Below are 21,156 nucleotides of genomic sequence, written 5' to 3'. Positions count from 1 at the left end.
GCGCGGAAGGACGGGGCGCGGTCGGAGCGGCGGTGCCCCCGGAGCCGTAACCACCGCCGAATCCGGACCCGGTCGACCCGGTCGACCCGGTCGATGGGGGCGGCGGCGCCGAACCCCCCGACGTGTCGACGACCGCCTCGATCTTCCACTGCGCGTTGAACTGCTCGATCAATGCCTGCCGCAGTACGTCCTCACTGCCGCTGCTCGCGAAGTTGTCCCGCGCCCCCGCGTTCACGAAGCCGATCTGGAGGGTCGTACCGTCGAAACCCGCCACGTGCGCATTCTGACTGAGCAGGATCCAGGTGAAACGGCGCCGGTTCTTCACCGCCTCAAGGATGTTCGGCCACAGCATGCGGGGATCGAGCCCACCGCTCGCGGAAGCCGGAGGGTTGGCAGGAGCAGCAGAGCCGGCAGGAGCCGGTGGAACCGCGGGAGCGGATGAAACCGCAGGCGTCGGGCCGGTCGAGGCCGGAGCAGTGGGGGATGCGGACGCGGCCGGGGTCTGGCCCCCGCCCGCGGGCGCCGCTGTCGGCCAGCCACCGGGTCGGCGACCGCTGCCCGCAGTCGTCGTGGTGGGCCAGGCGCCGGGTGTTCCCCCGTTGGCAGGAGCGGGCGCAGATGCCGGTGGCGGCTGCTCGGGGGGCGGTGCGGCGGGCGCGGCCTGAGTCGAGGCCGGAGCCGGTCCCGGTCCGGGTCCTGCCTCCCGTGACCCGCCGGCACCAGGAGCAGAAGGTCCCGGCCCCCTCACCGCCGCCCGAGCCGCCTCCGGTCCGCCACCCGGCGGAACAGGCGGAACAGGCGGAACAGAAGGCGCCGCCGCGGAGGCCCCCTGTGCACCACCATGAACATCAGGTCCAGGCACGTAGCCCATGGCAGGCCCGGCCCCGGCCCCCGTGAAGTTGACCCCTCGCTCCAGGCGATCGAGCCGGGCCATGACCGACCGCTCATCGCCGTACGCCGCGGGCAACAGCACCCGCGCACAGATCAACTCGAGCTGAAGCCGGGGCGAGGTGGCCCCCCTCATCTCCGTAAGGCCGTCATTGACGATGTCGGCGGCCCGGCTCAACTCGGCCGCACCGAAGACACCGGCCTGAGTCCGCATCCGGTCCACGACGTCGGCGGGAGCGTCGATGAGCCCCTTCTCACCGGCGTCGGGCACCGCCGCCAGAATCACCAGGTCCCTGAGCCGCTCCAGCAGATCCGCGACGAACCGCCGCGGATCGTTACCCCCCTCGATGACCTGGTCCACGACCTCGAAGGCAGCGGCCCCGTCCCCCGCCGCGAAGGCTTCCACGACGGCGTCGAGCAGCGACCCGTCCGTGTACCCGAGCAGCGAGGTCGCCATGGCATACGTCACACCGTCCGCACCGACCGCGGCCAGCAACTGATCCATGACGGACATGGAGTCACGTACGGACCCGGCTCCGGCCCGCACAACAAGCGGAAGCACCCCGTCCGCGACGGGGATGCCCTCGCGCCCGCAGACCTCGCCCAGGTACTCCCGCAAGGTCCCCGGCGGCACGAGCCGGAACGGGTAGTGGTGGGTCCGCGACCGGATGGTCCCGATGACTTTCTCGGGCTCGGTCGTGGCGAAGATGAACTTGAGGTGCTCCGGCGGCTCCTCGACCACCTTCAGCAGGGCGTTGAACCCCGCCGAGGTGACCATGTGCGCCTCGTCGATGATGTAGATCTTGTACCGACTGCTGGCCGGCCCGAAGAAGGCCTTCTCCCGCAGGTCACGCGCGTCGTCCACACCACCGTGCGAGGCGGCGTCGATCTCGATGACGTCGATGGACCCCGGCCCGTTCCTCGCCAGGTCCCGGCAGGACTGGCACTCCCCGCACGGCGTGGGCGTCGGACCCTGCTCGCAGTTCAGACAACGCGCCAGGATCCGCGCACTGGTCGTCTTTCCGCACCCGCGCGGCCCGCTGAACAGGTACGCGTGATTGACCCGGTTGTTCCGTAGCGCCTGCTGCAGCGGGTCGGTGACATGCTCCTGCCCGATGACCTCGGCGAACGACTCCGGGCGATAACGGCGGTACAGCGCGAGAGACGACACGCATACGAGGTTATAGGCGCCCACTGACAACCCGAACCGCCCGCAGGACAAACCCTGGGAAGCTCCCCCGAAGCGCCTGCCCGTACGGCCACCGGGGGGCGGCCCCAGCCCCCCGGGAACGCCTGCCCCGTACGACCACCCGGGGGGCGCCCCGGGCCCCCGGGAACGCAAGCGCCCCCCACGCACCCGCCAGAGCCGACCTACCCTTGCTGCCTTCCGGCCCTGGGGGAGTTCAGTCAGATAGCGCCGCGTGAGGGGCTCCGCACAGGGTACAGGATCTGACCGGCACGAACGAGTTCGCGACCACTCCCCACCGTCCTGTAATGTTTCCGGCGGAGGATTCGCCTAGAGGCCTAGGGCGCACGCTTGGAAAGCGTGTTGGGGGCAACCCCTCACGAGTTCGAATCTCGTATCCTCCGCCATTGCTCTCACCGGGCAATACGTCGAAGGGCCCCACCGCGAGGTGGGGCCCTTCGACGTTGGAGAAGCTCCTCGCGGACACCATCGTCGCCAGGAGGGTATGACCAACCTGCACCCTCGGGCCCTGGCCGGCGCACAGGCGGCAGAGACGGTCGGCAGACGGAGCGCCGCCGGCCGGTCGGGCCGGACGCCACCTCGTCCGTCATCCCCCGCACTCCTTGATCACCCGGATGAGTGCGTGTCCCGATTCCGCTGTTGCCTCTATTGCGTCTGTTGCGTTTCGTTGCGCCGAGCGCTTGATCGGGCGACGTCAGCCCTGAGCAGCTGTTTTCTCCTCACCCTGCCCTGTCGACGATCAGACGACGGGTCACACGATCGGGTCGAGTTGCCTGTGCAAGGGGCTGTCAGCCTTCCTCCCGGAGTTCACTCCGCTCACAGTGTGATCATGAAGACTTCGCGATCGCACTCTCTGCACCGGTCCCTCGCGCACTCGGCTGCTGCAGCCGTCATCGGCCTCACAGCAGCCGTGGCCTCCGCCTCAGCTGCCACGGCGCACGCCGCGGCAGCGTCTGACCGGGACAGATGCGCAGTGTCCGTCAAGACGAACCATGGCCTTGACAGCATCCTTTGGTCTGTCCTGCTCGGGCCTGTGAAGCCCACCAAGGAGCAGGACCACTGCAATTCCCAGGGTGAGGGCTCCCACAAGCCCGGCTCTCACACGGAGGGCTACATGAAGGGCCACATGAAGGGCCACATGGAGGGCTCTCCGAGAGAGGGATCCCAGAGTGAGGGCGAGGGGTCCCGAAGTGAGGATTCCCAGACCGAGGGATCTCAGGATGAGGGATCTGAGACTGAAGGATCTGAGGCTGAGGGGTCTGAGACTCAGGGATCTGAGACTCAGGGATCTGAAACTGAGGGGTCTGAGACTGAGGGCGCAGGCTGACGGTCGCCGCACCCGCCCTCGAACGCTGTCTGTGCGTGTGGGGGGTGAGGGCCAGTCACTGGCACCGTGGGCACCAAAGCGTGCTGCGGCCCGCCATGCGGGACCGGTGCAGGGGGCTGCCGCAGCGTGGGCAGGTCGGGGACGGGTCGTCGCGGTGGCCGGTGAGCCAGGAGTTGTGGGGTGGTACGCAGCCGGCGGCGACCGCGGAACGCAAGGTGCGCCGCATGTGGGCGTACAGGCGGCGGCGTTCGGCCTCGGTGAGGTCGCTCGCGCGGCTGGCCGGGCTCAGCCTCGCCCGCCACAGGATCTCGTCGGCGAGCAGGTTGCCGAGTCCGGCGAGGACGGACTGGTCGGTGAGGACGGTCTTGACGCGGCCGCGGCGTACGGCGAGCGCGGCCTCGAACTCTTTGCGGTCCACGGACAGCGCGTCGGGGCCCTGTCGGTCCAGCAGCCGTACGACGGCGGAGTCGTCGTCGGCCAGCCAGAGTCCCTGGAGCTTGCGCTGGTCGCGGTAGCGGAGTTGGCGGTCGTCGCCGACGGTGAACAGGACGCGGTCGTGGGGAGCGGGCGCCTCGTCGGGAGGGGCGCAGACCAGCCGGCCGGTCATGCCGAAGTGCAGCAGGAGGGTGGGGCCGTCGCCGGTGCGGGCGAGCAGCCACTTCCCGTGCCGCTCCGGCCTGGTGAAGCGCCGGCCTTCCAGCGCGTCGCGCAGCCGCCATGCGCTCACTCCGTGCAACACACCTGCGTCACGCACGTCGACGCGTTGGATGAGCCTGTCCGTCGCGCATGACTCGAGCACCTTCCGGAATCCCTCGACGTCTGGCAGCTCGGGCATGAGCTGTCAGGGGGATTGGCCGGGCGGGGGCGGCTCGAGGGTCTGTTCCGCCCAGATGGTCTTGCCGTTGGTGGTCTGGCGGGTGCCCCAGTGCTGGGTCAGCTGGGCGACGAGGAGGAGGCCGCGGCCGCCCTCGTCGTACGTGCGGGCGCGGCGCAGGTGGGGAGCGGTGCTGCCGCCGTCGGAGACCTCGCAGATGAGGGTGTTTTCGTGGATCAGGCGGAGTTGGATGGGGGGCTCGGCGTGGCGGATGGCGTTCGTCACGAGTTCGCTGACGACCAGCTCGGTGACGAAGGCGGCGTCGTCCAGCCCCCAGGCCTCGATCTGTGCCACCGCGTCCTTGCGGGTCTGGGCGACGGCGGAGGGATCGGCCGGTACGTCCCAGGTGGCGACCTGGGAGGCGTCGAGTGCGCGGGTGCGGGCGAGGAGAAGTGCGACGTCGTCGGCCGGGCGCTGGGGCAGGAGATCGGCGAGCACCGTGTCGCACAAGGCGTCCAGGGAGGGCGCCTGCCGGGTGAGCAGTTGGCCGAGCCGGTGGACGCCGTCGTCGATGTCGCGGTCACGGGATTCGACCAGGCCGTCGGTGTAGAGGGCTAGCAGGCTGCCCTCGGCCAAGTCGATCTCGGCCGCCTCGAAGGGCAGGCCGCCCAGGCCCAGCGGAGGGCCCGCCGGGAGGTCGACGAGTTCGGCGGTGCCGTCGGGGCTCACCACGAGCGGTACCGGGTGTCCCGCCCGGGCCAGTGAGCAGCGGCGGGAGATCGGGTCGTACACGGCGTAGAGGCAGGTCGCGCCGACCTCGCCGCCGGTCTCCGGGTACCAGCCGGCCGGCTGGTCGCTCCCCGACTCGGTGGAGAGGCGGGCGACCAGGTCGTCGAGGTGGGTGAGCAGTTCGTCGGGGGGCAGGTCGATGTCGGCGAGGGTGCGTACGGCCGTACGCAGGCGGCCCATGGTCGCGGAGGCGTGGAGGCCGTGGCCGACGATGTCGCCTACGACCAGTGCCACCCGGGCCCCGGACAGCGGGATCACGTCGAACCAGTCGCCGCCCACGCCTGCGTGTGCGCCGGCCGGGAGGTAGCGGGAGGCGACCTGCACCGCCGCCTGTTCGGGCAGCCGCTGGGGCAGCAGGCTGCGCTGCAGCATCACCGCCGTACCGCGTTCGCGGGTGTAGCGGCGGGCGTTGTCGATGCAGACGGCCGCACGGGCCACCAGTTCCTCGGCCAGTACCAGGTCGTCCTGCTGGAAGACCTCGGGATGCCGGTAGCGCACGAAGACGGCGACGCCCAGAGTGGTTCCGCGTGCCGACAGGGGCACCGCCATCACCGAGTGGATCCCGAGTTCGCGGACCCGGGCGGACCGGACCGGATCGCGGGCGGTCACCTTGGCGATCTCGGCGTCGTTCATCTCGCGCAGCGTGGCCCGTCCCGACCGGAGAGTCTCGACCGGTGCGGAACCCTCCGGGTACTCGTCCACGTCGCCCAGGGCGACGACCGTCTCCGGGACGCCCGGAGTCAGGGACTGGTGGGCGACACGCCGCAGCAGGACAGGGCCGGCCGTCGTCACGCCGTCCGGGGGCGGCTCATGCAGATCGTGCAGATCATCCAGATCGTCGAGGGAGGTCAGGAGGTCGACGCTGGCGAAGTCGGCGAGTTCCGGGACCATCACGTCCGTCAGTTCCTGCGCCGTACGCATCACATCGAGGGTGCTGCCGATGCGCCGGCCCGCTTCGGCGATCAGCTGGAGCCGCTTGCGGGCCCAGTGCTGTTCCGTCATGTCGTGGGCGGAGAGACAGACACCGTGCAGCTCGCCCGCCCGGTCCCGCAGCGGCGACAGAAAGACAGACCAGGCGTGCTCGCGCTTCTCACCGGGGGCGCGCAGAAAGTTCTCGTTGTACTGCGGCTCACCGGTCTCCAGTACGCGCGTCATGCTCTGTTCCGCCAGCTCACCGGCCGGGTTATCCACGATCTCGTTGACGCGCAGTCCGCGCATGTCGTCCTCGGTGAGGGCCACGGACCGTTCCATCTCCTCGTTGGCCCGCCGCAGCCGGAGCCCGGTGTCGTAGAGCGCCAGCGCGCAGCAAGGAGACTGGGCGAAGCTCCAGCTCACGAGGGCTTCGTCATCCGGCAGGGGCTTCTGCCCGGTCAGCGGGGAGACCAGGAACCACTCGCGGGTGCCGGTCTCCGGTGTCCTGTGGTGCGCGATGACCTTGATCTCGAGGCGTCGGCCGTCGCGGTGCCGGACGGAGACCTTCCCGTGCCATCTCGGCAGGTCCGCAAAAGGTGGCAGGTCCTCCGCGGGGATCGCCTCGGCCAGCAGATCGGCCGCCGGTCGCCCCAGGATCTGGGCCGCCGAGTACCCGAGCAACTGCTCTGCCCCCGCGTTCCACCCGGTCACCGCGCCGCCTTCATCGACGGTGACGCGCGCCGTGAGCGCCTCGCCGACCACATCTCCGAGCGGCCGCGTCGCCCGGCCGGCGGCGATGCGCTGGTCCATGATCGCTCATCTCGCTCTCGCGGAGGTCCACCGGTCTGCGGCCCGCGGTCCGCTCACCTCGGGCCGCCGCTCCCAGGACGTAAGCCATTATCGCCGTATCGTGCGGCTCGGCGCCGGGTGGGACGGGGGGTGCCGTGTCGGCGGAGCCCTGGCCGTGCCGTGCCGTGTCAGCGGTGCCCGGCGGCCGCGGCATCGTCCAGAGGGTCGCCGCGAAGATCGTCCAGGGGGTCGCCGCGAAGAGGCCGCCATGAAGAGCGGGGCCCTCGATGGTCAGGGCTGCAGGCCAACGCCGATCACTCTCCCGCCCCCGCCTCCCACGGCCCCTTCACCGGCGATGACTGGCACTCCACCTTCGCTCTGGGCCTCACGTACCTTTTATGGCGGAAGTTGTCCTGCCCGGGCAGAATGCGCCGCTCCGCGGTCACGGCCGGTGCCTGCGCCTGTGCCTGTGCCGCAGGACGCATACTGCGCATGCTGTGGACACCAGGGGGCGGGGATGAGTGGTCTGGAAGTCGGCGCTGTCGGACCCGGTCACGAATCGGTGGCGCTCCGGCTGGAGGCGCACCGGACCGAGCTGATCGGCTACTGCTACCGAATGCTGGGTTCGGTCTTCGATGCGGAAGATGCCGTGCAGGAGACCATGGTCCGGGCGTGGCGCGGCCTCGACCGGTTCGAGGAACGGTCGTCACTACGGTCGTGGATCTACCGCATCGCCACCAACGTCTGCCTCGACACTCTCGCCGCCGGTAAGCGCCGGGCTCGTCCGATGGACTTCTCCGCCCCGACCAGCGGCGCCACCTCACCAGGCTCTCCGCTGGACGTCAGCCTGTGGATCGAACCGTGCCCGACCGCTCTGGCCCACACGCCGGCCAACCCGGCAGAGGCAGCCGAAGCGGGCGAATCCGTACGCCTGGCTTTCATCGCCGCACTGCAGCACCTGCCGTCCAAGCAGCGCGCGACCCTCCTCCTCCGGGAAGTCCTGGACTTCTCGGCACGCGAAGTCGCAGACCTGCACGGCTGTACCGTCGCCTCGGTCAACAGCGCGCTCCAGCGCGCCCGCGCCACACTGGCCGCCCGCCGCGAAGCGACCGGCGACACGGCGGTGCGGTCGCCCGACGCCGTTCAGCGGGCACTGGCGAAGCGGTATGCCGCGGCCTTCTCCAGCTTCGACATGGAGGAGCTGAGCATGCTGCTGCATGTGGACGCCACCATGTCTCTGCCGCCATACGCCCTGTGGATGCGAGGCGTCTCCGACATCCAGGCATGGCTGACCGGACCCGCCGTCGGCTGCCGGGGATCCCGGCTGCTCCCCACCGTGGCGAACGGCTCGCCGGCCTTCGGCCAGTACCGGCCCAGCGTCACCGGAGCGGGATTCGAGCCCTGGGCCCTTCAGGTCGTCGACATCTCCGGGGACCGGATCACCGACATCCATGTCTTCCGGGACACCGAGCGGCTGTTCCCGCTTTTCGACCTGCCCCCGCACATCGGCGAGCAGGAGGTGTGATGCAGCTCACCTTCATCGACCGATGATTCCGTTCGTGCCCCCTTGGTCCTACCAGCGACGGCACCGAAGCCACAACGGACAGACAGGATGACTGACATGACTGACGCCGTGAAGGGCCCTGCCAGCTACTTCCCTTCCATCGAGAAGAAGTACGGTCGCCCGATTGCGGAGTGGAAGGACCTGATCCGCTCCTCGCCTCTGACCAAGCACATGGAGCTCGTGAACTGGCTCAAGGCCGAGCACGGGCTGGGCCACGGTCACGCCAACGCCCTCGTCGCGCACACCCTCGCCGAGCGATCCGGCAACTGAGCTGCCACGCAGGGGAACACATCGCATGAGGTGGTCCGAGCGCACCTCGTCAACGACGGGGTGCTGTTCCTTGAGAGATCAGCGACGGGCGTCGTAGTCCTCGCGCGCCGCGAGCACCTCTTCGATGTGTTCCTCGGCCCAGCGGCCCAGTGCCTCCAGGGGCATGTGCAGCGTGCGTCCCAGCAGGGTCAGCTCGTACTCGACCCGGGGCGGCACCTCGGCGTAGACGTGGCGGGTGACGAGGCCGTCGCGTTCGAGGTCCCGCAGGGTGTCGGTGAGGACCTTGGCGCTGATGCCGTCGACGGTGGTGCGCAGGTCGCGGAAGCGCATCCTGCCGCTGCTGAGGGCGATGACGACCATGGCGGTCCACTTGTTGGCGATGCGGGCCAGCGACGTGCGGGAGGGGCAGGTCGCGGTCATCACATTGAAATCCGGATGCTGTGGCATGCGTCACACCGGCCCATTGGTTACGTTGAGGTGACTGGTTACCGATGGTGAGTATAGGGCTCCAGCAGCAAGTATCCGATGAAAGAGGGCATCACCATGGAGTCCAACACGCTCGCCGTCGCCCGCCGCTACGTCGACGCGGTGTCCGCCAAGGACTTCGCCGCTGTCGCGGGGTTGTTCGCGGACGACATCGTGTGGCATCAGCCCGGCGACAACGCGGTCTCCGGCACCCACAGCGGCGGCGCTGCGGTGGGCGAGATGTTCGCCGCCCAGATGGCCGCCACCGAGGGAACCTTCGAACTCCAGCTGACCGGCGACCCCATGGTCAACGGCGCGCTGGTCGCGATCCCCATCCACTTCTCGGCCAAGCGCGCCGGCAATGAGATGTCGATGGAGGGGGTTGACGTGCTGAGGGTCGAGGGCGACAAGATCGCGGAGGTGTGGCTCTTCTCCGCCGACCAGCAGGCCGAGGACGCCTTCTGGGGCGCCGGCTGAACACTCGACTGCCCCGAACCCGGAAGTCGCCCGAAGTCGGCGGGCAAGGCCAGTTCGGCCCCTCCGTGATCGGCCCACCCCAACAACCCACCAACACAGTTGGAAAGCGTGGTGGGGGCAATCCCTTCACGAGTTCGAATCTCGTATACTCCGCCAGTGCCTCACCGGGCACGATGTCGAAGGGCCCCACCGTTCGCGGTGGGGCCCTTCGACGTTGTCCGCCTCGGTCGGCTTCCGTCTCAGTCGGCTTCCGTCCGAGTCGGTCTTCGGCGGCTCCCGAGTCACGTCGCCGGTAACTGGTACGGGCGCCGGGACCGGAGGCGGGGGACTGCCCCGGCGTCCGGTCAGCGGGTGGCGAGGAGTTCGAGCGTGTCGATCACGCGGTTCGAGAAGCCCCACTCGTTGTCGTACCACGCGACCACCTTGACGTGGCGGCCGTCGACGCGGGTGAGGGCCGAGTCGAAGATCGCCGAGGCGGGATTGCCCGTGATGTCGGACGACACGAGCGGGTCGTCCGAGTACTCGAGGATGCCGGCGAGCGGCCCCTCCGCCGCTGCGCGGTACGCCGCCAGCACGTCGTCGCGCGTCACGTCGCCGGAGACGGTCGTGTTGAGTTCGACGATCGAACCCACCGGCACCGGTACGCGGATCGAGTCACCCGACAGCTTGCCGTCGAGGTTCGGCAGCACCACGCCGATCGCCTTGGCGGCGCCGGTCGTGGTCGGCACGATGTTGACGCCGGCGGCCCGGGCGCGACGGGCGTCGCGGTGCGGACCGTCCTGAAGGTTCTGCTCCTGCGTGTAGGCGTGCACCGTCGTCATGAACCCGTGTTCGATACCGGCGAGTTCGTCGAGGACCGAGGCGAGCGGCGCCAGCGCGTTGGTGGTGCAGGAGGCGTTCGAGACGATCGTGTGCAGGTCCGGGTCGTACGCGTCGGTGTTGACCCCGAACGCGAGCGTGACGTCGGCGCCGTCCGACGGCGCGCTGACGAGAACCTTCTTCGCCCCCGCGTCGAGGTGGGCGCGAGCGGCCTTGGCCGACGTGAAGCGGCCGGTGGCTTCGAGGACGATGTCGATCCCGAGTTCGGCCCACGGCAGCTGCGCCGGTTCACGCTCGGCCAGCACCGTGATCCGGCGGCCGTCGACGACGAGGGCGTCCCCGTCGGCGGTCACCGGACGCCCGAGCCGGCCGGCCGTGCTGTCGTAGGCGAGCAGCCGGGCGAGAGTGGCGGGCTCCGTCAGGTCGTTGACGGCGACGACCTCGAGAGCACTGTCGCGTTCGAGCAGTGCGCGCAGCACATTGCGTCCGATGCGGCCGAATCCATTGATGGCGATGCGAGTCATGAGTGATGTCCCTTCCCTCGCCACCAGGCTCGCCCGCGGCTCGCGCCGCTGACAGTGGCGGGATCGCCACGGTTCAAAAGGATCCCGCCATGCGGCCATGCGGCCACGCGGTGCCGGGCGGGTTACTCACCCCGGGTGAAGGTGCGCCGGTACTCGCCCGGTGTGGTGCCGAGGATGCGCTGGAAGTGCAGGCGCAGATTCGCGCCGGTACCCAGTCCCACATCGGCGGCGATCTGTTCAACGCTGCGCTGCGACCGCTCGAGCAGTTCGCGGGCCAGGTCGATGCGGGCGCGCATCACCCACTGCATCGGCGTGTAGCCGGTCTCCTCGACGAAGCGCCGCGAGAACGTGCGCGGCGAGACCCCGGCCTGCCGCGCCAGTATGTCGAGGCTGAGGGGCTCGCCGAGCCGGTGCAGCGCCCACTCGCGGGTGGCGCCGAAGCGCTCGCCGAGCGGCTCGGGGACGCTGCGCGGCACGTACTGGGCCTGGCCGCCGCTGCGGTAGGGGGCCGCGACCAGACGCCGGGCCGCGTGGTTCGACGCGGCCACCCCGAGGTCGCCGCGCAGGATGTGCAGGCACAGGTCGATGCCGGAGGCGGCGCCGGCCGAGGTGAGCACGCTGCCCTCGTCGACGAACAGCACGTTCTCGTCGACCTGGACGAGCGGATGCCTGGCCGCGAGTGCCCGCGTGTAGTGCCAGTGCGTCGTGGCGCGCCTGCCGTCGAGCAGCCCCGTGGCGGCGAGCGCGAAGGCGCCCGTCGAGATGGCGGCGAGCCGCGCGCCCCGATCGTGGGCGGCGATCAGTGCCTCGACGACGGCCTGCGGCGGGTCGTCGCGATCCGGGAACCGGTAGCCGGGGACGAAGACGATGTCGGCCCACGCAAGCGCGTCGAGGCCGTGGGCGACGTAGTACGACAGACCGTCGCCGCCGGTCACGAGACCGGGTGCCGCCCCACACACCCGCACCTCGTACGGCATGCTCGCGCGGGTCGTGAAAACCTGCGCGGGAATGCCGACATCGAGCGGCTTCGCTCCCTCGAGCACGAGGACGGCGACGCGATGCAGGCGGGAGGCTGGCACGGGGAAGAGGTTACGTGGGGCGTGACTTCGTCCCTGCGGGACGGCGACTGGCCGTGGCGAGCACCAACCAGCGGAGGCGCGCCTTGCACGCCTTCTGGCTTGCCCGAGTCCAGCTCCAGCAAGGGAAGTTGGACCACGCGTGCCACACGGCGACGGAGGCCCTGGAGCGGGCATCAGCGGTCGAAATGCGCAGCCGTTTCGCGGCGTACCACCCGGGACGCGTTGCGGCGACCTGCACCGAGACCTTCAACGCGGTGTGGGCGGCAGCTACGCCAGTACAGCAGGAAAGGTGACCGTGACACGGACCGAGTACTACGACGATCCGAACGCGCCCAAGCCGAACAGCATGGTCGTAGCGGCCTCAGCGGTCGTCACCGACGAGCAGGGGCGCATCCTGCTCCAGCGCCGGCGGGACAACGACTTGTGGGCATTGCCCGGAGGCGGCATGGAACTGACGGACTCCTTGCCGGGTACGGCAGTTCGCGAAGTCAAGGAAGAGACCGGCCTGGATGTGCAGATCACCGGCCTCGTCGGCACATACACCGATCCCAAGCACATCATCGCGTACGCGGATGGCGAGGTCCGCCGTCAGTTCAACGTCTGCTTCACCGCTCGCGTCGTCGGTGGCCAACTCGCGATCTCCGACGAGTCCACGGAACTGCGCTTCGTACAGCCGGCTGAACTGGCCGAACTGCCGATGCACCACACGCAGCGGCTCAGGCTCCGCCACTTCCTGGAACACCGAGAACAGCCGCACCTTGGCTAATTAGCCAAGGCGCTTTCGACGGTTCGCCGCGCAGTGCCACCCCAAGCCTTTGGGGCCAGCTACGCAGCCGCGCTGCCCTGGTCTCCACTCGCCGGCGTACGTACCCGTGTGGTCACCGAAATCGGCAACCAAGTCCAGCCTGCCGCCGAGTGCCTCCACATAGCGCGCGACGACATCGAGAGTGGCAACCTTGCCGTGCTCAATCTGGGACACGCGGGCAATACTCACCCCCATGCGAGCCGCCACGTCCTTCTGGGCCAGCCCGTACTGCTTGCGTGCCTCAGCCAGTTGATGTCCACGGGCTTCCGCCAGAAGGCGGCGCGATCCGGCTTCCACCTCGACAGGATCCACGCCGGCCGAGTACAGGCTCCGTGTCGCCGGTGTAGTCGCGGTAGAGCTGTTCAGCCAGAGGACTGTTGTCGCGGTACCAGCGCTCCCAGTTTCCAGCTTTGTCGCCCCCGAGGGGCAAGAGAGCCGAACGCGTCGGGTCGAAGGCGAAGATGATCCGGATCTCGGATCGACCGCCCGATCCCGGCCTCAGCTCCTTGAGGTGATGCAGTATCGCCCCAGCAGGCTCCACCAGCCCGGCCTGGACGGCGAACTCTCGCTCGATGACCTACTCGGCACCCTCGGCTCCCACACCTCTACGGCGAAAGACGTGGAACCAATCAGCTCGGTCCTGGAGTGGCACCCCTCCGAGGCCACCGGGATGCTCGCAGCAACAGCCCGATGCGTACGCGGCATCTGCGAGATGCGAGACGCCGGACTCCCCGTTCCCCTCACGCCGCAACCAGCTGTCCCGCGCCATCATGGCAACTACCACACTGGACGAGGTAGAAGCGCCAGGGCTCCGTCGTTCTCGCAATCGGCCGGGAATGATCACGGAGGATCACGTCTGGGCGAGGAGAGCCGGCAGCTCACGCATGTCGTCAAAGACCACTGTGTCCGGTCCGTGCAGCCACTCTGCCGGCGTGAGCCCGCCGCAGTAGCCGAACACCCGCATGCCGGCGGCGCGGGCGGCCTGCACACCGTAGCGGCTGTCCTCGACCACGGCGCAGACCTCGGGATCGAATCCCATCTGCCGTGCCGCGTGGAGGAAGAGGTCGGGTGCCGGCTTGCCGTGGGCCACTTCCGCCGCGCTGTAGATGCGTCCTTCAAAGCGCGGGTACAGCCCGGTCAGACCCAGGGTGTGGCGAAGACCGTCATGGGTGCTGCTGGAGGCTACGCAGGTGGGCAACTGGATCTGGTCGAGAGCTTCCACCACGCCGTCAACAGCGGCGAGTTCGGCTTCCATGGCCTGGTGATACAGCCGGTGCTGCTCCGCCTCCCATCCGTCCCGGAGCCGGTGGCCGAGGTGCTTCTCGACCTCGGCGATCATGTCGGCGTGTGAGCGGCCTACAAAGCGCTCGACGATCTCGGCCTCGCTGAGCGGCCAGCCGAGCAACGCCAGACTCCACGCGTCCACGCGTACCGCGATGCGCTCGCTGTCCACCAGAACGCCGTCACAGTCAAATATCACGAGTTCAATGGGTTTGATCATGCTTGCATGCTATGGGAGGGAGTCGATGAGTTGGTCCGTTATTGCGCACCGTGTCGGCGCGCTCAAAGGGTAGTTGCAACACTTGTCTCCCCAACACAGCCGCGAAGTCTGCGGCTACTCGGAGATCGACTACGAACGCAACAAGGCCGCACGGCAGAACGGGCACGAACCCCAAGACAGAGCTGAACCTCACGAAGTGGGCTGGTTGCCGCGCCGGGTATATCACGACAGATCCAGGCCCCATATCCGGATATCCGGCTACCCCCGTGGCCGTCGTGTTCCTCAGCGAGAACATCGACCTGGATCACCTCTGGCGCGGAATCTCACGCGTGCCACTGCCAATGGCCTTGTGTCTGTGGTCGCCCAGCCGGCCGTGCCAGATCGTGCGGAGAAATACGAGGAACACCGGGGAAACCAGTCGACGGCCCATTGGCCGCCGACGTCGCTCCGCCGCAGGTCAGTAGTGCCTCCGCTCGCTCAATCACAAGCTTCCCAAGCTGAGATCGCCGCTTCGCCAATCTCTTACACGTCTGCGGCAGTTCGGAGCAGGAGGCGGTCTCCTGCAGCCCTGACAGATACGGCGGTGTCACGCCTAACAGGAGTCAACAAGGGGGCACATCCGCCCCTGGCGACCCCACCCGTCGTGGCAGAGCCGGGCTGCGTTCACGTTGGTCTGGTCAGTTTCCATCGACCGTGGTTCGCTGCACGCACGGGCACGGGTCTGCACGGACGGTCACGGGGGGAAGTGCCAGGTCAAATGAACATAGCTAAGTTAGCTCTTGACTACCTGCAGGCTCTCGTTTGGCCGACTCTGCTTGTTTTCGCGCTATTGCTGTTCAGAGGGAGCATCAGAGATTTCCTGAACCGCGCGTCCAGCGAAGGAGAAGAACTTTCAGCATCAGTATTCGGAATCGAACTCAGGGCAAAATTTCGAGAAACCCAGAGAGAGATTGAGAACCTCGCCCATCAGGCAGATTCGGCCGACACTGACCAGCTTCGCCAATCCGTGAAAGAGACAGCACACAGGATCGCTCAAGAGCAGTTTCGCGCCCTTTCTTCTGGCTTCTACGGTACGCCACTGAATGTGCGACAAGAGGTAGCAGAGGAAATTACCCAGGTGGCAAATTCACTCGAATTAGAAGATGTGCTCACCTTTGCGCGTTCCCAAGAGCCGGGACAGCGCGTGGGAGCCGCAATTGCACTTGGAGCTCACATGCAGTCATCGCTTCAGGCGCGAGATGACCCGAAAATCCACTCAGCGCTGCGCATCTTGCTCGGTGATTCACGCTCGCGAGTCCGGTATCGAGCGGTCGAGGCGCTGCAGAGGTGCCCGGATCTTGTTCCGATGTTCGCGAGCGACCTGAGCAGTCTGGCATCTACGGAGACCAACCCAGACGTACGAAACAAGGTGCTGCGGATGCTGCGCTCAGCCGAAAGCTAGCCGTCCTTCTGCGGGAAGAGAGCGATCAGCACCGAGTGCGGGGGTGAAGCGCAGGCAGCCAGAGAGCACGCACGGGATACGAGCCTCGGCGCCCACCTGGGAGCGAGTCGATACGCCTTTCGGTCAAGAAGAGTGCGGCAGACCGCCCAGTACAACCGAACAGAGCGAATGCCTGCTCAGTCAGCCGGTCCCCGCCCCGCAGGGAACGTCACCGCGACGGACAGGCCGCCCTCGGGGCCCGGCCACGCCGTCAGTTCGGCGTCGTGGGCCGTGGCGATGGCGGTGACGATGGAGAGGCCCAGGCCGTGGCCCTCGCGGGTGCCGGTGCGGGATTCCAGGCGTTGGAAGGGGCGGAGCAGGGTGTCGATGTGCTCGTAGGGGATGTCTGGGCCGCTGTTGGAGACGTGGAGGATCGGTTGGCCGGCCTCCATGCCCGTGGAGATGCGGAGCCAGCCGCCGAGGATGTTGTGGCGCAGGGCGTTGTCGGTCGGGTTCCAGGGAGCGGTCGAGTTCCTGTGCGAGTCGATCCTGCTGTCCGCGCTGGGCGGTGTCGGCGGAGTACTGCTGGGCATCGGTGTCACCATCGGTTACGCGTCCTACCAGGGCTGGCCCACCGTCGTACCGGTGTGGGCGATGGCCGGCGGAGTCGCCGCCACGCTGGTCATCGGCGGCCTGGCGGGCTTCTATCCGGCGGTACGGGCCGCCCGGCTGGCCCCTACGGAGGCGCTGGCCGCGAGCTGACCGAGCCGACCAAGTCGACCGAGATGACCGTGCCCGCGTTCTCGAAGCCATTCGCAGCCACCGCCGGAGGAGGGGTACTCGGAAGACGGACGCAAGCTGTCGGAGGAGGTGACTTCGATGGCCCGGCTGGTCGTCGACCGAGAGGACGTCGTCGTCCGCCTGAGCGGACGGGAGAGGCTCCTCGCCCGGCGCCGCGAGCTCCGCGTACCGCTGACGGCCGTCAAGGACGTACGGGTCGAACCGACCTGGTGGCGCGCTCTGCGCGGCAGTGCGCGGCCCGGCCGGTGCAGTCCGGGCCGGTACTGCCTGGGCGAGTGGCAGCACGCGGGCGGCCGGGACTATGTCGCGGTACGCGCGGACCTTCCCGTGGTGCTCGTGGACCTCTGGCCGTCCGCGCCGTTCGCCCGCCTGGCCGTCTCCGTACCCGACCCCGAATCTGTCGCCCAGGCGATCCGACGCCGCCGGGACGAGCAGGCCCGGGCGCGGCAGCGCTGAGCGTGCGTGGCTGCGCATGTTCGTTCAGGATCCGCCCGGCCCCGATCCGCCCGACCCCGTGACCTCCACATAGGCGGGACGCAGCAGGCGGTCGCCGAGCCGGTAGCCGGGGCAGAGGATCTCCGTGCAAGTCAGGCGGTCCACGTCCAGCGAGATGTAGTGCCGTATGGCTTCGTGCCGCGTGGGCTCGAACGGGTCGCCCTCCTCCCCGAACGACTCAAGCCCCAGCGAACCGTGCTGGGTCTCCAGCGTGTCGGCGATGTCCTTCAGGCCGGGTGTCAGGGGCTCGTACTTGCGCGTGCGGTCGACGGCGTCCAGCACCGGCAGGAGGGCGCGCAGGACGTTGGCCGCCGCGATCTCCCGTACGCCAGGCGGTCCCGCCGTACTCGCTTGCGGTAGTTGTCGTACTCGGCCTTCACCCGCTGGAGGTCGGTGGTGCGCTCCTGCACCGGGCGCTCCAGCTCCGCGCTCCGCGGCCCAGATCCCGCGCGGTGCCGGTGACGCCCCGCCTCTGCACCGCCCCCACCTCCTCGCACGCTGCGGGTTTGGGCCTAACCTGCTCACTTGTCTGAATAAAACTTGAGCTTCCTCTTGTCAAGGGCGGGCAGGCGGGGTATAGGAATTCTTGAAGGCACTCCGGGCTCCCGGAGCCCGGAGGGACAGACACCGCCAGGCGAAGGGAGTTGAACGATGGTCCTCATGCGTACGGACCCCTTCCGGGAATTCGACCGGCTCACCCAGCAGATGTTCGGCACCCTCGCCAGGCCGGCCGTCATGCCGATCGACGCCTACCAGACGGGCGATTCCTTCGTTGTCCACTTCGATCTGCCCGGCGTCGACCCGGACACCGTCGACCTGAACGTGGAGCGCAACCTCCTGACCGTACGGGCCGAACGCCCGGCTCCGGACGCCAAGGACGCCGACCTGCTGGTCAACGAGCGCCCGCACGGAGTCTTCAGCCGTCAGCTGTTCCTGGGTGAGTCCCTCGATCTGGAGAAGGTCAGCGCCGACTACAACGCCGGTGTGCTCACGCTGCGCATCCCGGTGGCGAAGGAGGCCAAGCCGCGCCGGATCGAGATCAGCCGGGGCGAGCAGGGGGCGAAGCAGATCACCACGTGACACCGTCGAACGCGGGGAGCGAATGGCCATGACGCTGTTTCTGGCGTCGCGCCGGCAGAACGACTGGATCGTGACGGAGGTCAGAGGGATCCTCGACAGCGAGAGTGTCCCGGAGCTGCGCGACGGCGTGATCTCCATGATCGGGGAGAAGGCTCATCCCCTGCACGTGATCGCTGACCTGTCCGAGCTGTCCTACTGCGACGTCGACGGGCTCAGCGCCCTCGCGGCCATTCGCACCCTGCTGCACGATGGCGGGGGTGAGCTGCGGCTGGTCTGCCCCGAGGGCCGTGTTCTGCGGATCCTGCGGATCAGTGGTCTTGCTCATGCGTTGCCGGTGCATCCCACGCTCGACGCGGCGGTTCGCTCCGCGGGTAAGGCGGGATGAATGCGGGTCGTTCGAAGGCTGCGGGCCGGTTGTGGCTGGTCGCGCAGTTCCCCGCGCCCCTAAAGGGGCGCGGGCCCGTCGTCGAGATCCCGTTCTCGTCCGGAGGACCTCGCCCGGGCCTCGGCCAAGTCGTCCTCCAGGGCCTCTACTCGGTCCCGTAGGGCGAGTACCTGGCGTACTCCGGCGACCGAGACGCCCTCTGCCGTCAGGGTCATCACCTCGGCCACCCGGTCGATCTCGCGTCGCGAGTAGCGGCGTTGGCCGCCTGCGGAGCGGGCCGGTACGACCACGCCCTGGGCGTCCAGCCGTCGCAGGAACGCGACCTGTACGTCCAGCATCTCGGCGACCTGGCCGATCGTGTAGAGCGCGGCATCGGCATCGTCGATGGAGAGGGAAGCCATCCTCGACTCCTTGGCTCCTCGGTCGGTCCGACCTCAACCTCTTTCTCACCGTACAGATTTCCTGCTTGCTCCAGAACAGGTCCGGCGGACCGGAAGCACCTGAGCCCGGCCGCCGCCGGTCGGACTCACGGCGCGATCTGCACCTTCCTGGACTCCGTCACCTGGTCGATCTCCGACGTGCGGACCGTGACCTTCATGGTCCAGGTGCCGGGGCGCGGGAGGTTGAGGGAGTTCGTGCCCCAATAGCCGCCCTGGTCGGTGAGTTCGGCGTCGATGGGGCCGATCTTCTCGGAGGCCAGGGTGAAGGTGAGGCGGATTTCGGGGACCGTGGCGACGCCTCCGTCGGGGCCCAGGACCAGCGCCTGGACCGTGTTCTCGTTCACGCGGCCCGGTTCCAGGACGATCTGTACCTTGCCCCGGCCGTTGGGGGTGCCGACGTCGAAGGGAATCAGGGTCGCCGACGTCGGGGGCTGACCGGCCGGCGCGGTCGCCGCGGCCGGGGTCTCGGTGGCGGCCCGGCCCGGCTGGGTGCCGGTGAGGATCGTCGTGATCACCAACACCGCGACACCCACGAGGACTTCGGCCAGCACCGAGCGACGCAGGGTTTGGTGATGGGACTGGTGATGGGTCTGGTGATGGGACGGCGCCTTGACGGGCTCGTCCGGATTGCCGGACCCAACGGACCCACTGGCCCCAACGGCATTGAGCTGATCGAACTCATTGAGCTCATTAGACCCGGTGGATCCATTCGACCTATTAGACCCATTCGCCCCAATAGACCCAGCAGACCCAATAGACCCACCGGCCCCACCGGAGCCACCGGACTCGTCAGGTTCGGACGCCGACCCCGTGCCCGCGGAGGCACCGGCACCGCCACCCGTAGTCGCTCCGACCGTCTCCAGCTCCCGTACCCGGAACACCGGCTCTTCGGCCGCGAGCAGTCCCGTCGTCCAGCGACGCGAATACGCCGCCGCCCCCAGCAACAGCACCACCGCACACACCTTGGCGATCAGGATCCGGCCGTACGACGTACCGGTGAGCGCGTCCCAGGAGCCGAGCCCCCGCCAGGACTGGTAGACACCCGTGGCCACCAGGACCGTCACCGAAGTGAACGCGAGCCGGGAGAAGCGGGCCACCGACGAGGCCGGGAGCGGGATTTCGGGACGGTGGAGCGTGGCGAGCAGCGCGGCGAGGCCGCCCAGCCAGACCGCCATCGCCAGCAGATGCAGTACGGAGGAGACCATCGCCAGGGGGACCTGGATCCCCGCGGACGCGTGCTCGGCGGCGGCCCACGTTCCCGTCAGGGCCACGGCGAGGAGGCCGCCCGACGCGAGGACGGCGGGCTTCGGGTACTCCTCCCGCCGGTATCCGAGGCCTCCCAGTCGTCCGTCCAGTCGTAGGAGGAAGATCGCCGCCACCCCGGCCAGCACCAGCCTCGCCAGCAGCGCCCACCCCGGCCTGCCGCTCAACGTGTTCTGGAGGAGGGAGGGGTCGAAGGCCGTCGAGGGGCCGGTTCCGCGGGCGTACGGGCCGCGCAGGAACAGCAGCGCGACCGTGGACAGGAGCAGGGTCCACCAGCCGATGCGGAAGAGCTTCCGGAGGGGTGCGGTGGTGGGCGGGCGGCAGGCGAGGACGAAGGTGGCCGCGCCGATGAGCAGGGCCACGGCGCTGTACGCGGCGTACCGGGCGATGTCGTAGAGCGCACCGGAGGCGGGGTTCACGGCGGGGTCGGCGGAGACGCTCGCGGTGGTCTCGGAGGGTGCGCCGACGGAGAACGTGAACGCGCCCGAGATGGGGTGGCTGTCCGCCGAGACCACCCGCCAGGCCACGGTGAAGGTGCCCTCGGGCAGGTCGTCCTGGAGCCGTACGCGCGCGGTGTCGGAGCGGCCGGCCGCGTGTTCCGTGTCACCCGCGTTCATGCGGCGGTTGTCGGGGCTGAGGACCCGGATCGAGTCGTCGGAGAGTCCGACCGACTCGGTGAAGGTCATGGTGACCTGTTTGGGGGCGGTCTTGAGGACGGTCCCCTCGCGGGGGTCGGTGTCGCGCACGGAGGAATGCGCGGAGGCGGTTCCGGCGCCGCCCAGCAGGAACAGCGTGCCCAGCAGCACGACGAAGGCCACCGCCCGGCGCGGCGCCGCCATCCGCGGTATTCGGCCCACGTTGCCTCTCCCTCTCCGTCTCCCCGCGTATCCGTTCCCCGCGCATCCGGATGCCTCGGGCGGCCGGACACCCCGGGGCATCCGGCTGCCCCGCGTATCCGGCCGCCCGGCATCCGGCCCCGCGTGGGGATACGAACGTACGCGGCATCCTGCTCAACACCGCGCACGGACGGACTCAACGCCGC

The 21,156-nt window shown here is 68.9% G+C and carries 21 protein-coding genes, 1 tRNA gene, 1 other RNA gene and 2 pseudogenes; 11 read left to right on the top strand and 14 right to left on the bottom strand.

What is annotated here, in order from left to right:
- On the bottom strand, window positions 1–2,059 hold a 2,059-nt coding region (locus G5C60_RS18500; protein WP_165260586.1), incomplete at its 3' end, for a DNA polymerase III subunit gamma and tau.
- Window positions 2,060–2,223: 164 nt separating this feature from the next.
- Window positions 2,224–2,322: signal recognition particle sRNA small type (gene ffs, locus G5C60_RS18495), an RNA gene on the bottom strand.
- 71 nt (window positions 2,323–2,393) lie between these two features.
- Here ffs and G5C60_RS18490 point away from each other — a divergent pair.
- Window positions 2,394–2,481, top strand: a tRNA-Ser gene (locus G5C60_RS18490).
- 996 nt (window positions 2,482–3,477) lie between these two features.
- Here G5C60_RS18490 and G5C60_RS18485 read toward each other — a convergent pair.
- Together G5C60_RS18485 and G5C60_RS18480 are read right to left on the bottom strand one after the other, a co-directional pair.
- Window positions 3,478–4,257, bottom strand: coding sequence for an Fpg/Nei family DNA glycosylase (locus G5C60_RS18485; RefSeq protein WP_165260584.1), 780 nt, complete (start codon window positions 4,255–4,257; stop codon window positions 3,478–3,480).
- A gap of 6 nt (window positions 4,258–4,263) precedes the next feature.
- Window positions 4,264–6,747: a SpoIIE family protein phosphatase gene (locus G5C60_RS18480; protein ID WP_165260582.1), complete on the bottom strand. Its 2,484-nt coding sequence runs from the start codon at window positions 6,745–6,747 to the stop codon at window positions 4,264–4,266.
- A 496-nt stretch (window positions 6,748–7,243) separates the two neighbouring features.
- Between G5C60_RS18480 and G5C60_RS18475 the strand changes: the two genes are divergently transcribed.
- On the top strand, window positions 7,244–8,251 hold the full coding sequence (locus G5C60_RS18475) for a sigma-70 family RNA polymerase sigma factor (RefSeq protein WP_165260580.1): 1,008 nt from the start codon (window positions 7,244–7,246) through the stop codon (window positions 8,249–8,251).
- A gap of 96 nt (window positions 8,252–8,347) precedes the next feature.
- Window positions 8,348–8,560: a DUF4287 domain-containing protein gene (locus tag G5C60_RS18470; protein ID WP_165260578.1), complete on the top strand. Its 213-nt coding sequence runs from the start codon at window positions 8,348–8,350 to the stop codon at window positions 8,558–8,560.
- A 78-nt stretch (window positions 8,561–8,638) separates the two neighbouring features.
- On the opposite strand, the gene G5C60_RS18465 is transcribed toward G5C60_RS18470, so the two are convergent.
- Window positions 8,639–9,007 carry a winged helix-turn-helix transcriptional regulator gene (locus tag G5C60_RS18465; RefSeq protein WP_165260576.1) on the bottom strand — a complete coding sequence of 123 codons (369 nt, stop codon included), beginning with the start codon at window positions 9,005–9,007 and terminating at the stop codon, window positions 8,639–8,641.
- A 78-nt stretch (window positions 9,008–9,085) separates the two neighbouring features.
- Between G5C60_RS18465 and G5C60_RS18460 the strand changes: the two genes are divergently transcribed.
- Window positions 9,086–9,502, top strand: a complete 417-nt coding sequence (locus G5C60_RS18460; RefSeq protein ID WP_241266899.1) for a nuclear transport factor 2 family protein — start codon at window positions 9,086–9,088, stop codon at window positions 9,500–9,502.
- A gap of 344 nt (window positions 9,503–9,846) precedes the next feature.
- Here the strand turns inward: G5C60_RS18460 and gap are convergent, their stop codons facing one another.
- Both gap and G5C60_RS18450 read right to left on the bottom strand, forming a co-directional pair.
- Window positions 9,847–10,845 (bottom strand): type I glyceraldehyde-3-phosphate dehydrogenase, encoded by a 999-nt coding sequence (gap, locus tag G5C60_RS18455; protein ID WP_165260574.1) that lies wholly within the window; start codon window positions 10,843–10,845, stop codon window positions 9,847–9,849.
- 122 nt (window positions 10,846–10,967) lie between these two features.
- Window positions 10,968–11,924 carry a helix-turn-helix domain-containing protein gene (locus G5C60_RS18450; RefSeq protein WP_165260572.1) on the bottom strand — a complete coding sequence of 319 codons (957 nt, stop codon included), beginning with the start codon at window positions 11,922–11,924 and terminating at the stop codon, window positions 10,968–10,970.
- A 295-nt stretch (window positions 11,925–12,219) separates the two neighbouring features.
- On the opposite strand from G5C60_RS18450, the gene G5C60_RS18445 reads away from it, so the two are divergent.
- Entirely contained in the window at window positions 12,220–12,690 is a 471-nt protein-coding gene (locus G5C60_RS18445; protein ID WP_165260596.1) for an NUDIX domain-containing protein, read from the top strand.
- Here the strand turns inward: G5C60_RS18445 and G5C60_RS18440 are convergent, their stop codons facing one another.
- Window positions 12,691–13,041, bottom strand: a complete 351-nt coding sequence (locus G5C60_RS18440; RefSeq protein ID WP_206439686.1) for a helix-turn-helix domain-containing protein — start codon at window positions 13,039–13,041, stop codon at window positions 12,691–12,693.
- Window positions 12,971–13,270 (bottom strand): type II toxin-antitoxin system RelE/ParE family toxin, encoded by a 300-nt coding sequence (locus tag G5C60_RS54180; protein WP_420907383.1) that lies wholly within the window; start codon window positions 13,268–13,270, stop codon window positions 12,971–12,973. The genes G5C60_RS18440 and G5C60_RS54180 overlap by 71 nt, the downstream gene beginning before the upstream one ends.
- 3 nt (window positions 13,271–13,273) lie before the next feature.
- Between G5C60_RS54180 and G5C60_RS54445 the strand changes: the two are divergent.
- Window positions 13,274–13,532: pseudogene (locus G5C60_RS54445) on the top strand (DUF1152 domain-containing protein); the annotation flags it as partial.
- 47 nt (window positions 13,533–13,579) lie between these two features.
- On the opposite strand, the gene G5C60_RS18425 reads toward G5C60_RS54445, so the two are convergent.
- Window positions 13,580–14,230, bottom strand: a complete 651-nt coding sequence (locus G5C60_RS18425; RefSeq protein WP_165260570.1) for an HAD family hydrolase — start codon at window positions 14,228–14,230, stop codon at window positions 13,580–13,582.
- Between the two features lie 757 nt (window positions 14,231–14,987).
- Between G5C60_RS18425 and G5C60_RS18420 the strand changes: the two genes are divergently transcribed.
- Window positions 14,988–15,671, top strand: coding sequence for a HEAT repeat domain-containing protein (locus G5C60_RS18420; protein ID WP_165260568.1), 684 nt, complete (start codon window positions 14,988–14,990; stop codon window positions 15,669–15,671).
- A 176-nt stretch (window positions 15,672–15,847) separates the two neighbouring features.
- Here G5C60_RS18420 and G5C60_RS18415 read toward each other — a convergent pair whose 3' ends face one another.
- The gene (locus G5C60_RS18415; RefSeq protein ID WP_241266898.1) at window positions 15,848–16,243 is read right to left on the bottom strand and encodes an ATP-binding protein; all 396 of its coding nucleotides are present in this window, start codon (window positions 16,241–16,243) and stop codon (window positions 15,848–15,850) included.
- Between G5C60_RS18415 and G5C60_RS18410 the strand changes: the two are divergent.
- Together G5C60_RS18410 and G5C60_RS18405 are read left to right on the top strand one after the other, a co-directional pair.
- Window positions 16,176–16,412: pseudogene (locus tag G5C60_RS18410) on the top strand (ABC transporter permease); the annotation flags it as partial. The gene G5C60_RS18415 and the pseudogene G5C60_RS18410 overlap by 68 nt on opposite strands.
- A 117-nt stretch (window positions 16,413–16,529) precedes the next feature.
- Window positions 16,530–16,907 carry a hypothetical protein gene (locus G5C60_RS18405; RefSeq protein WP_165260564.1) on the top strand — a complete coding sequence of 126 codons (378 nt, stop codon included), beginning with the start codon at window positions 16,530–16,532 and terminating at the stop codon, window positions 16,905–16,907.
- Window positions 16,908–16,931: 24 nt separating this feature from the next.
- Here the strand turns inward: G5C60_RS18405 and grpE are convergent, their stop codons facing one another.
- The gene (grpE, locus tag G5C60_RS18400; protein ID WP_338145858.1) at window positions 16,932–17,228 is read right to left on the bottom strand and encodes a nucleotide exchange factor GrpE; all 297 of its coding nucleotides are present in this window, start codon (window positions 17,226–17,228) and stop codon (window positions 16,932–16,934) included.
- A 369-nt stretch (window positions 17,229–17,597) separates the two neighbouring features.
- On the opposite strand from grpE, the gene G5C60_RS18395 reads away from it, so the two are divergent.
- Both G5C60_RS18395 and G5C60_RS18390 read left to right on the top strand, forming a co-directional pair.
- Window positions 17,598–18,026, top strand: a complete 429-nt coding sequence (locus G5C60_RS18395) for an Hsp20/alpha crystallin family protein (RefSeq protein WP_165260562.1) — start codon at window positions 17,598–17,600, stop codon at window positions 18,024–18,026.
- 22 nt (window positions 18,027–18,048) lie between these two features.
- Window positions 18,049–18,411: an STAS domain-containing protein gene (locus G5C60_RS18390; RefSeq protein WP_165260560.1), complete on the top strand. Its 363-nt coding sequence runs from the start codon at window positions 18,049–18,051 to the stop codon at window positions 18,409–18,411.
- 59 nt (window positions 18,412–18,470) lie between these two features.
- On the opposite strand, the gene G5C60_RS18385 is transcribed toward G5C60_RS18390, so the two are convergent.
- Both G5C60_RS18385 and G5C60_RS18380 read right to left on the bottom strand, forming a co-directional pair.
- On the bottom strand, window positions 18,471–18,812 hold the full coding sequence (locus tag G5C60_RS18385) for a MerR family transcriptional regulator (protein ID WP_165260558.1): 342 nt from the start codon (window positions 18,810–18,812) through the stop codon (window positions 18,471–18,473).
- A gap of 125 nt (window positions 18,813–18,937) precedes the next feature.
- The gene (locus tag G5C60_RS18380; protein WP_206439682.1) at window positions 18,938–20,953 is read right to left on the bottom strand and encodes a copper resistance CopC/CopD family protein; all 2,016 of its coding nucleotides are present in this window, start codon (window positions 20,951–20,953) and stop codon (window positions 18,938–18,940) included.
- Between the last annotated feature and the right edge of the window lie 203 nt (window positions 20,954–21,156).

The organism is Streptomyces scabichelini (genome assembly GCF_011045015.1).
In the GTDB taxonomy this organism is placed as follows: Bacteria; Actinomycetota; Actinomycetes; order Streptomycetales; family Streptomycetaceae; genus Streptomyces; species Streptomyces scabichelini.
This window is presented reverse-complemented; position numbering and strand designations above follow the sequence as displayed.

Excerpts from the sequence above, each read along its gene's own strand:
- G5C60_RS18485 (WP_165260584.1), bottom strand. The coding sequence starts at position 4,257 with ATGCCCGAGCTGCCAGACGTCGAGGGATTCCGGAAGGTGCTCGAGTCA.
- G5C60_RS18480 (WP_165260582.1), bottom strand. The coding sequence starts at position 6,747 with ATGGACCAGCGCATCGCCGCCGGCCGGGCGACGCGGCCGCTCGGAGAT.
- G5C60_RS18475 (WP_165260580.1), top strand. The coding sequence starts at position 7,244 with ATGAGTGGTCTGGAAGTCGGCGCTGTCGGACCCGGTCACGAATCGGTG.
- G5C60_RS18470 (WP_165260578.1), top strand. The coding sequence starts at position 8,348 with ATGACTGACGCCGTGAAGGGCCCTGCCAGCTACTTCCCTTCCATCGAG.
- G5C60_RS18465 (WP_165260576.1), bottom strand. The coding sequence starts at position 9,007 with ATGCCACAGCATCCGGATTTCAATGTGATGACCGCGACCTGCCCCTCC.
- G5C60_RS18460 (WP_241266899.1), top strand. The coding sequence starts at position 9,086 with ATGAAAGAGGGCATCACCATGGAGTCCAACACGCTCGCCGTCGCCCGC.
- gap (WP_165260574.1), bottom strand. The coding sequence starts at position 10,845 with ATGACTCGCATCGCCATCAATGGATTCGGCCGCATCGGACGCAATGTG.
- G5C60_RS18425 (WP_165260570.1), bottom strand. The coding sequence starts at position 14,230 with ATGATCAAACCCATTGAACTCGTGATATTTGACTGTGACGGCGTTCTG.
- G5C60_RS18420 (WP_165260568.1), top strand. The coding sequence starts at position 14,988 with ATGAACATAGCTAAGTTAGCTCTTGACTACCTGCAGGCTCTCGTTTGG.
- G5C60_RS18415 (WP_241266898.1), bottom strand. The coding sequence starts at position 16,243 with ATGCCCAGCAGTACTCCGCCGACACCGCCCAGCGCGGACAGCAGGATC.
- G5C60_RS18405 (WP_165260564.1), top strand. The coding sequence starts at position 16,530 with ATGGCCCGGCTGGTCGTCGACCGAGAGGACGTCGTCGTCCGCCTGAGC.
- G5C60_RS18395 (WP_165260562.1), top strand. The coding sequence starts at position 17,598 with ATGGTCCTCATGCGTACGGACCCCTTCCGGGAATTCGACCGGCTCACC.
- G5C60_RS18390 (WP_165260560.1), top strand. The coding sequence starts at position 18,049 with ATGGCCATGACGCTGTTTCTGGCGTCGCGCCGGCAGAACGACTGGATC.
- G5C60_RS18385 (WP_165260558.1), bottom strand. The coding sequence starts at position 18,812 with ATGGCTTCCCTCTCCATCGACGATGCCGATGCCGCGCTCTACACGATC.
- G5C60_RS18380 (WP_206439682.1), bottom strand. The coding sequence starts at position 20,953 with ATGGCGGCGCCGCGCCGGGCGGTGGCCTTCGTCGTGCTGCTGGGCACG.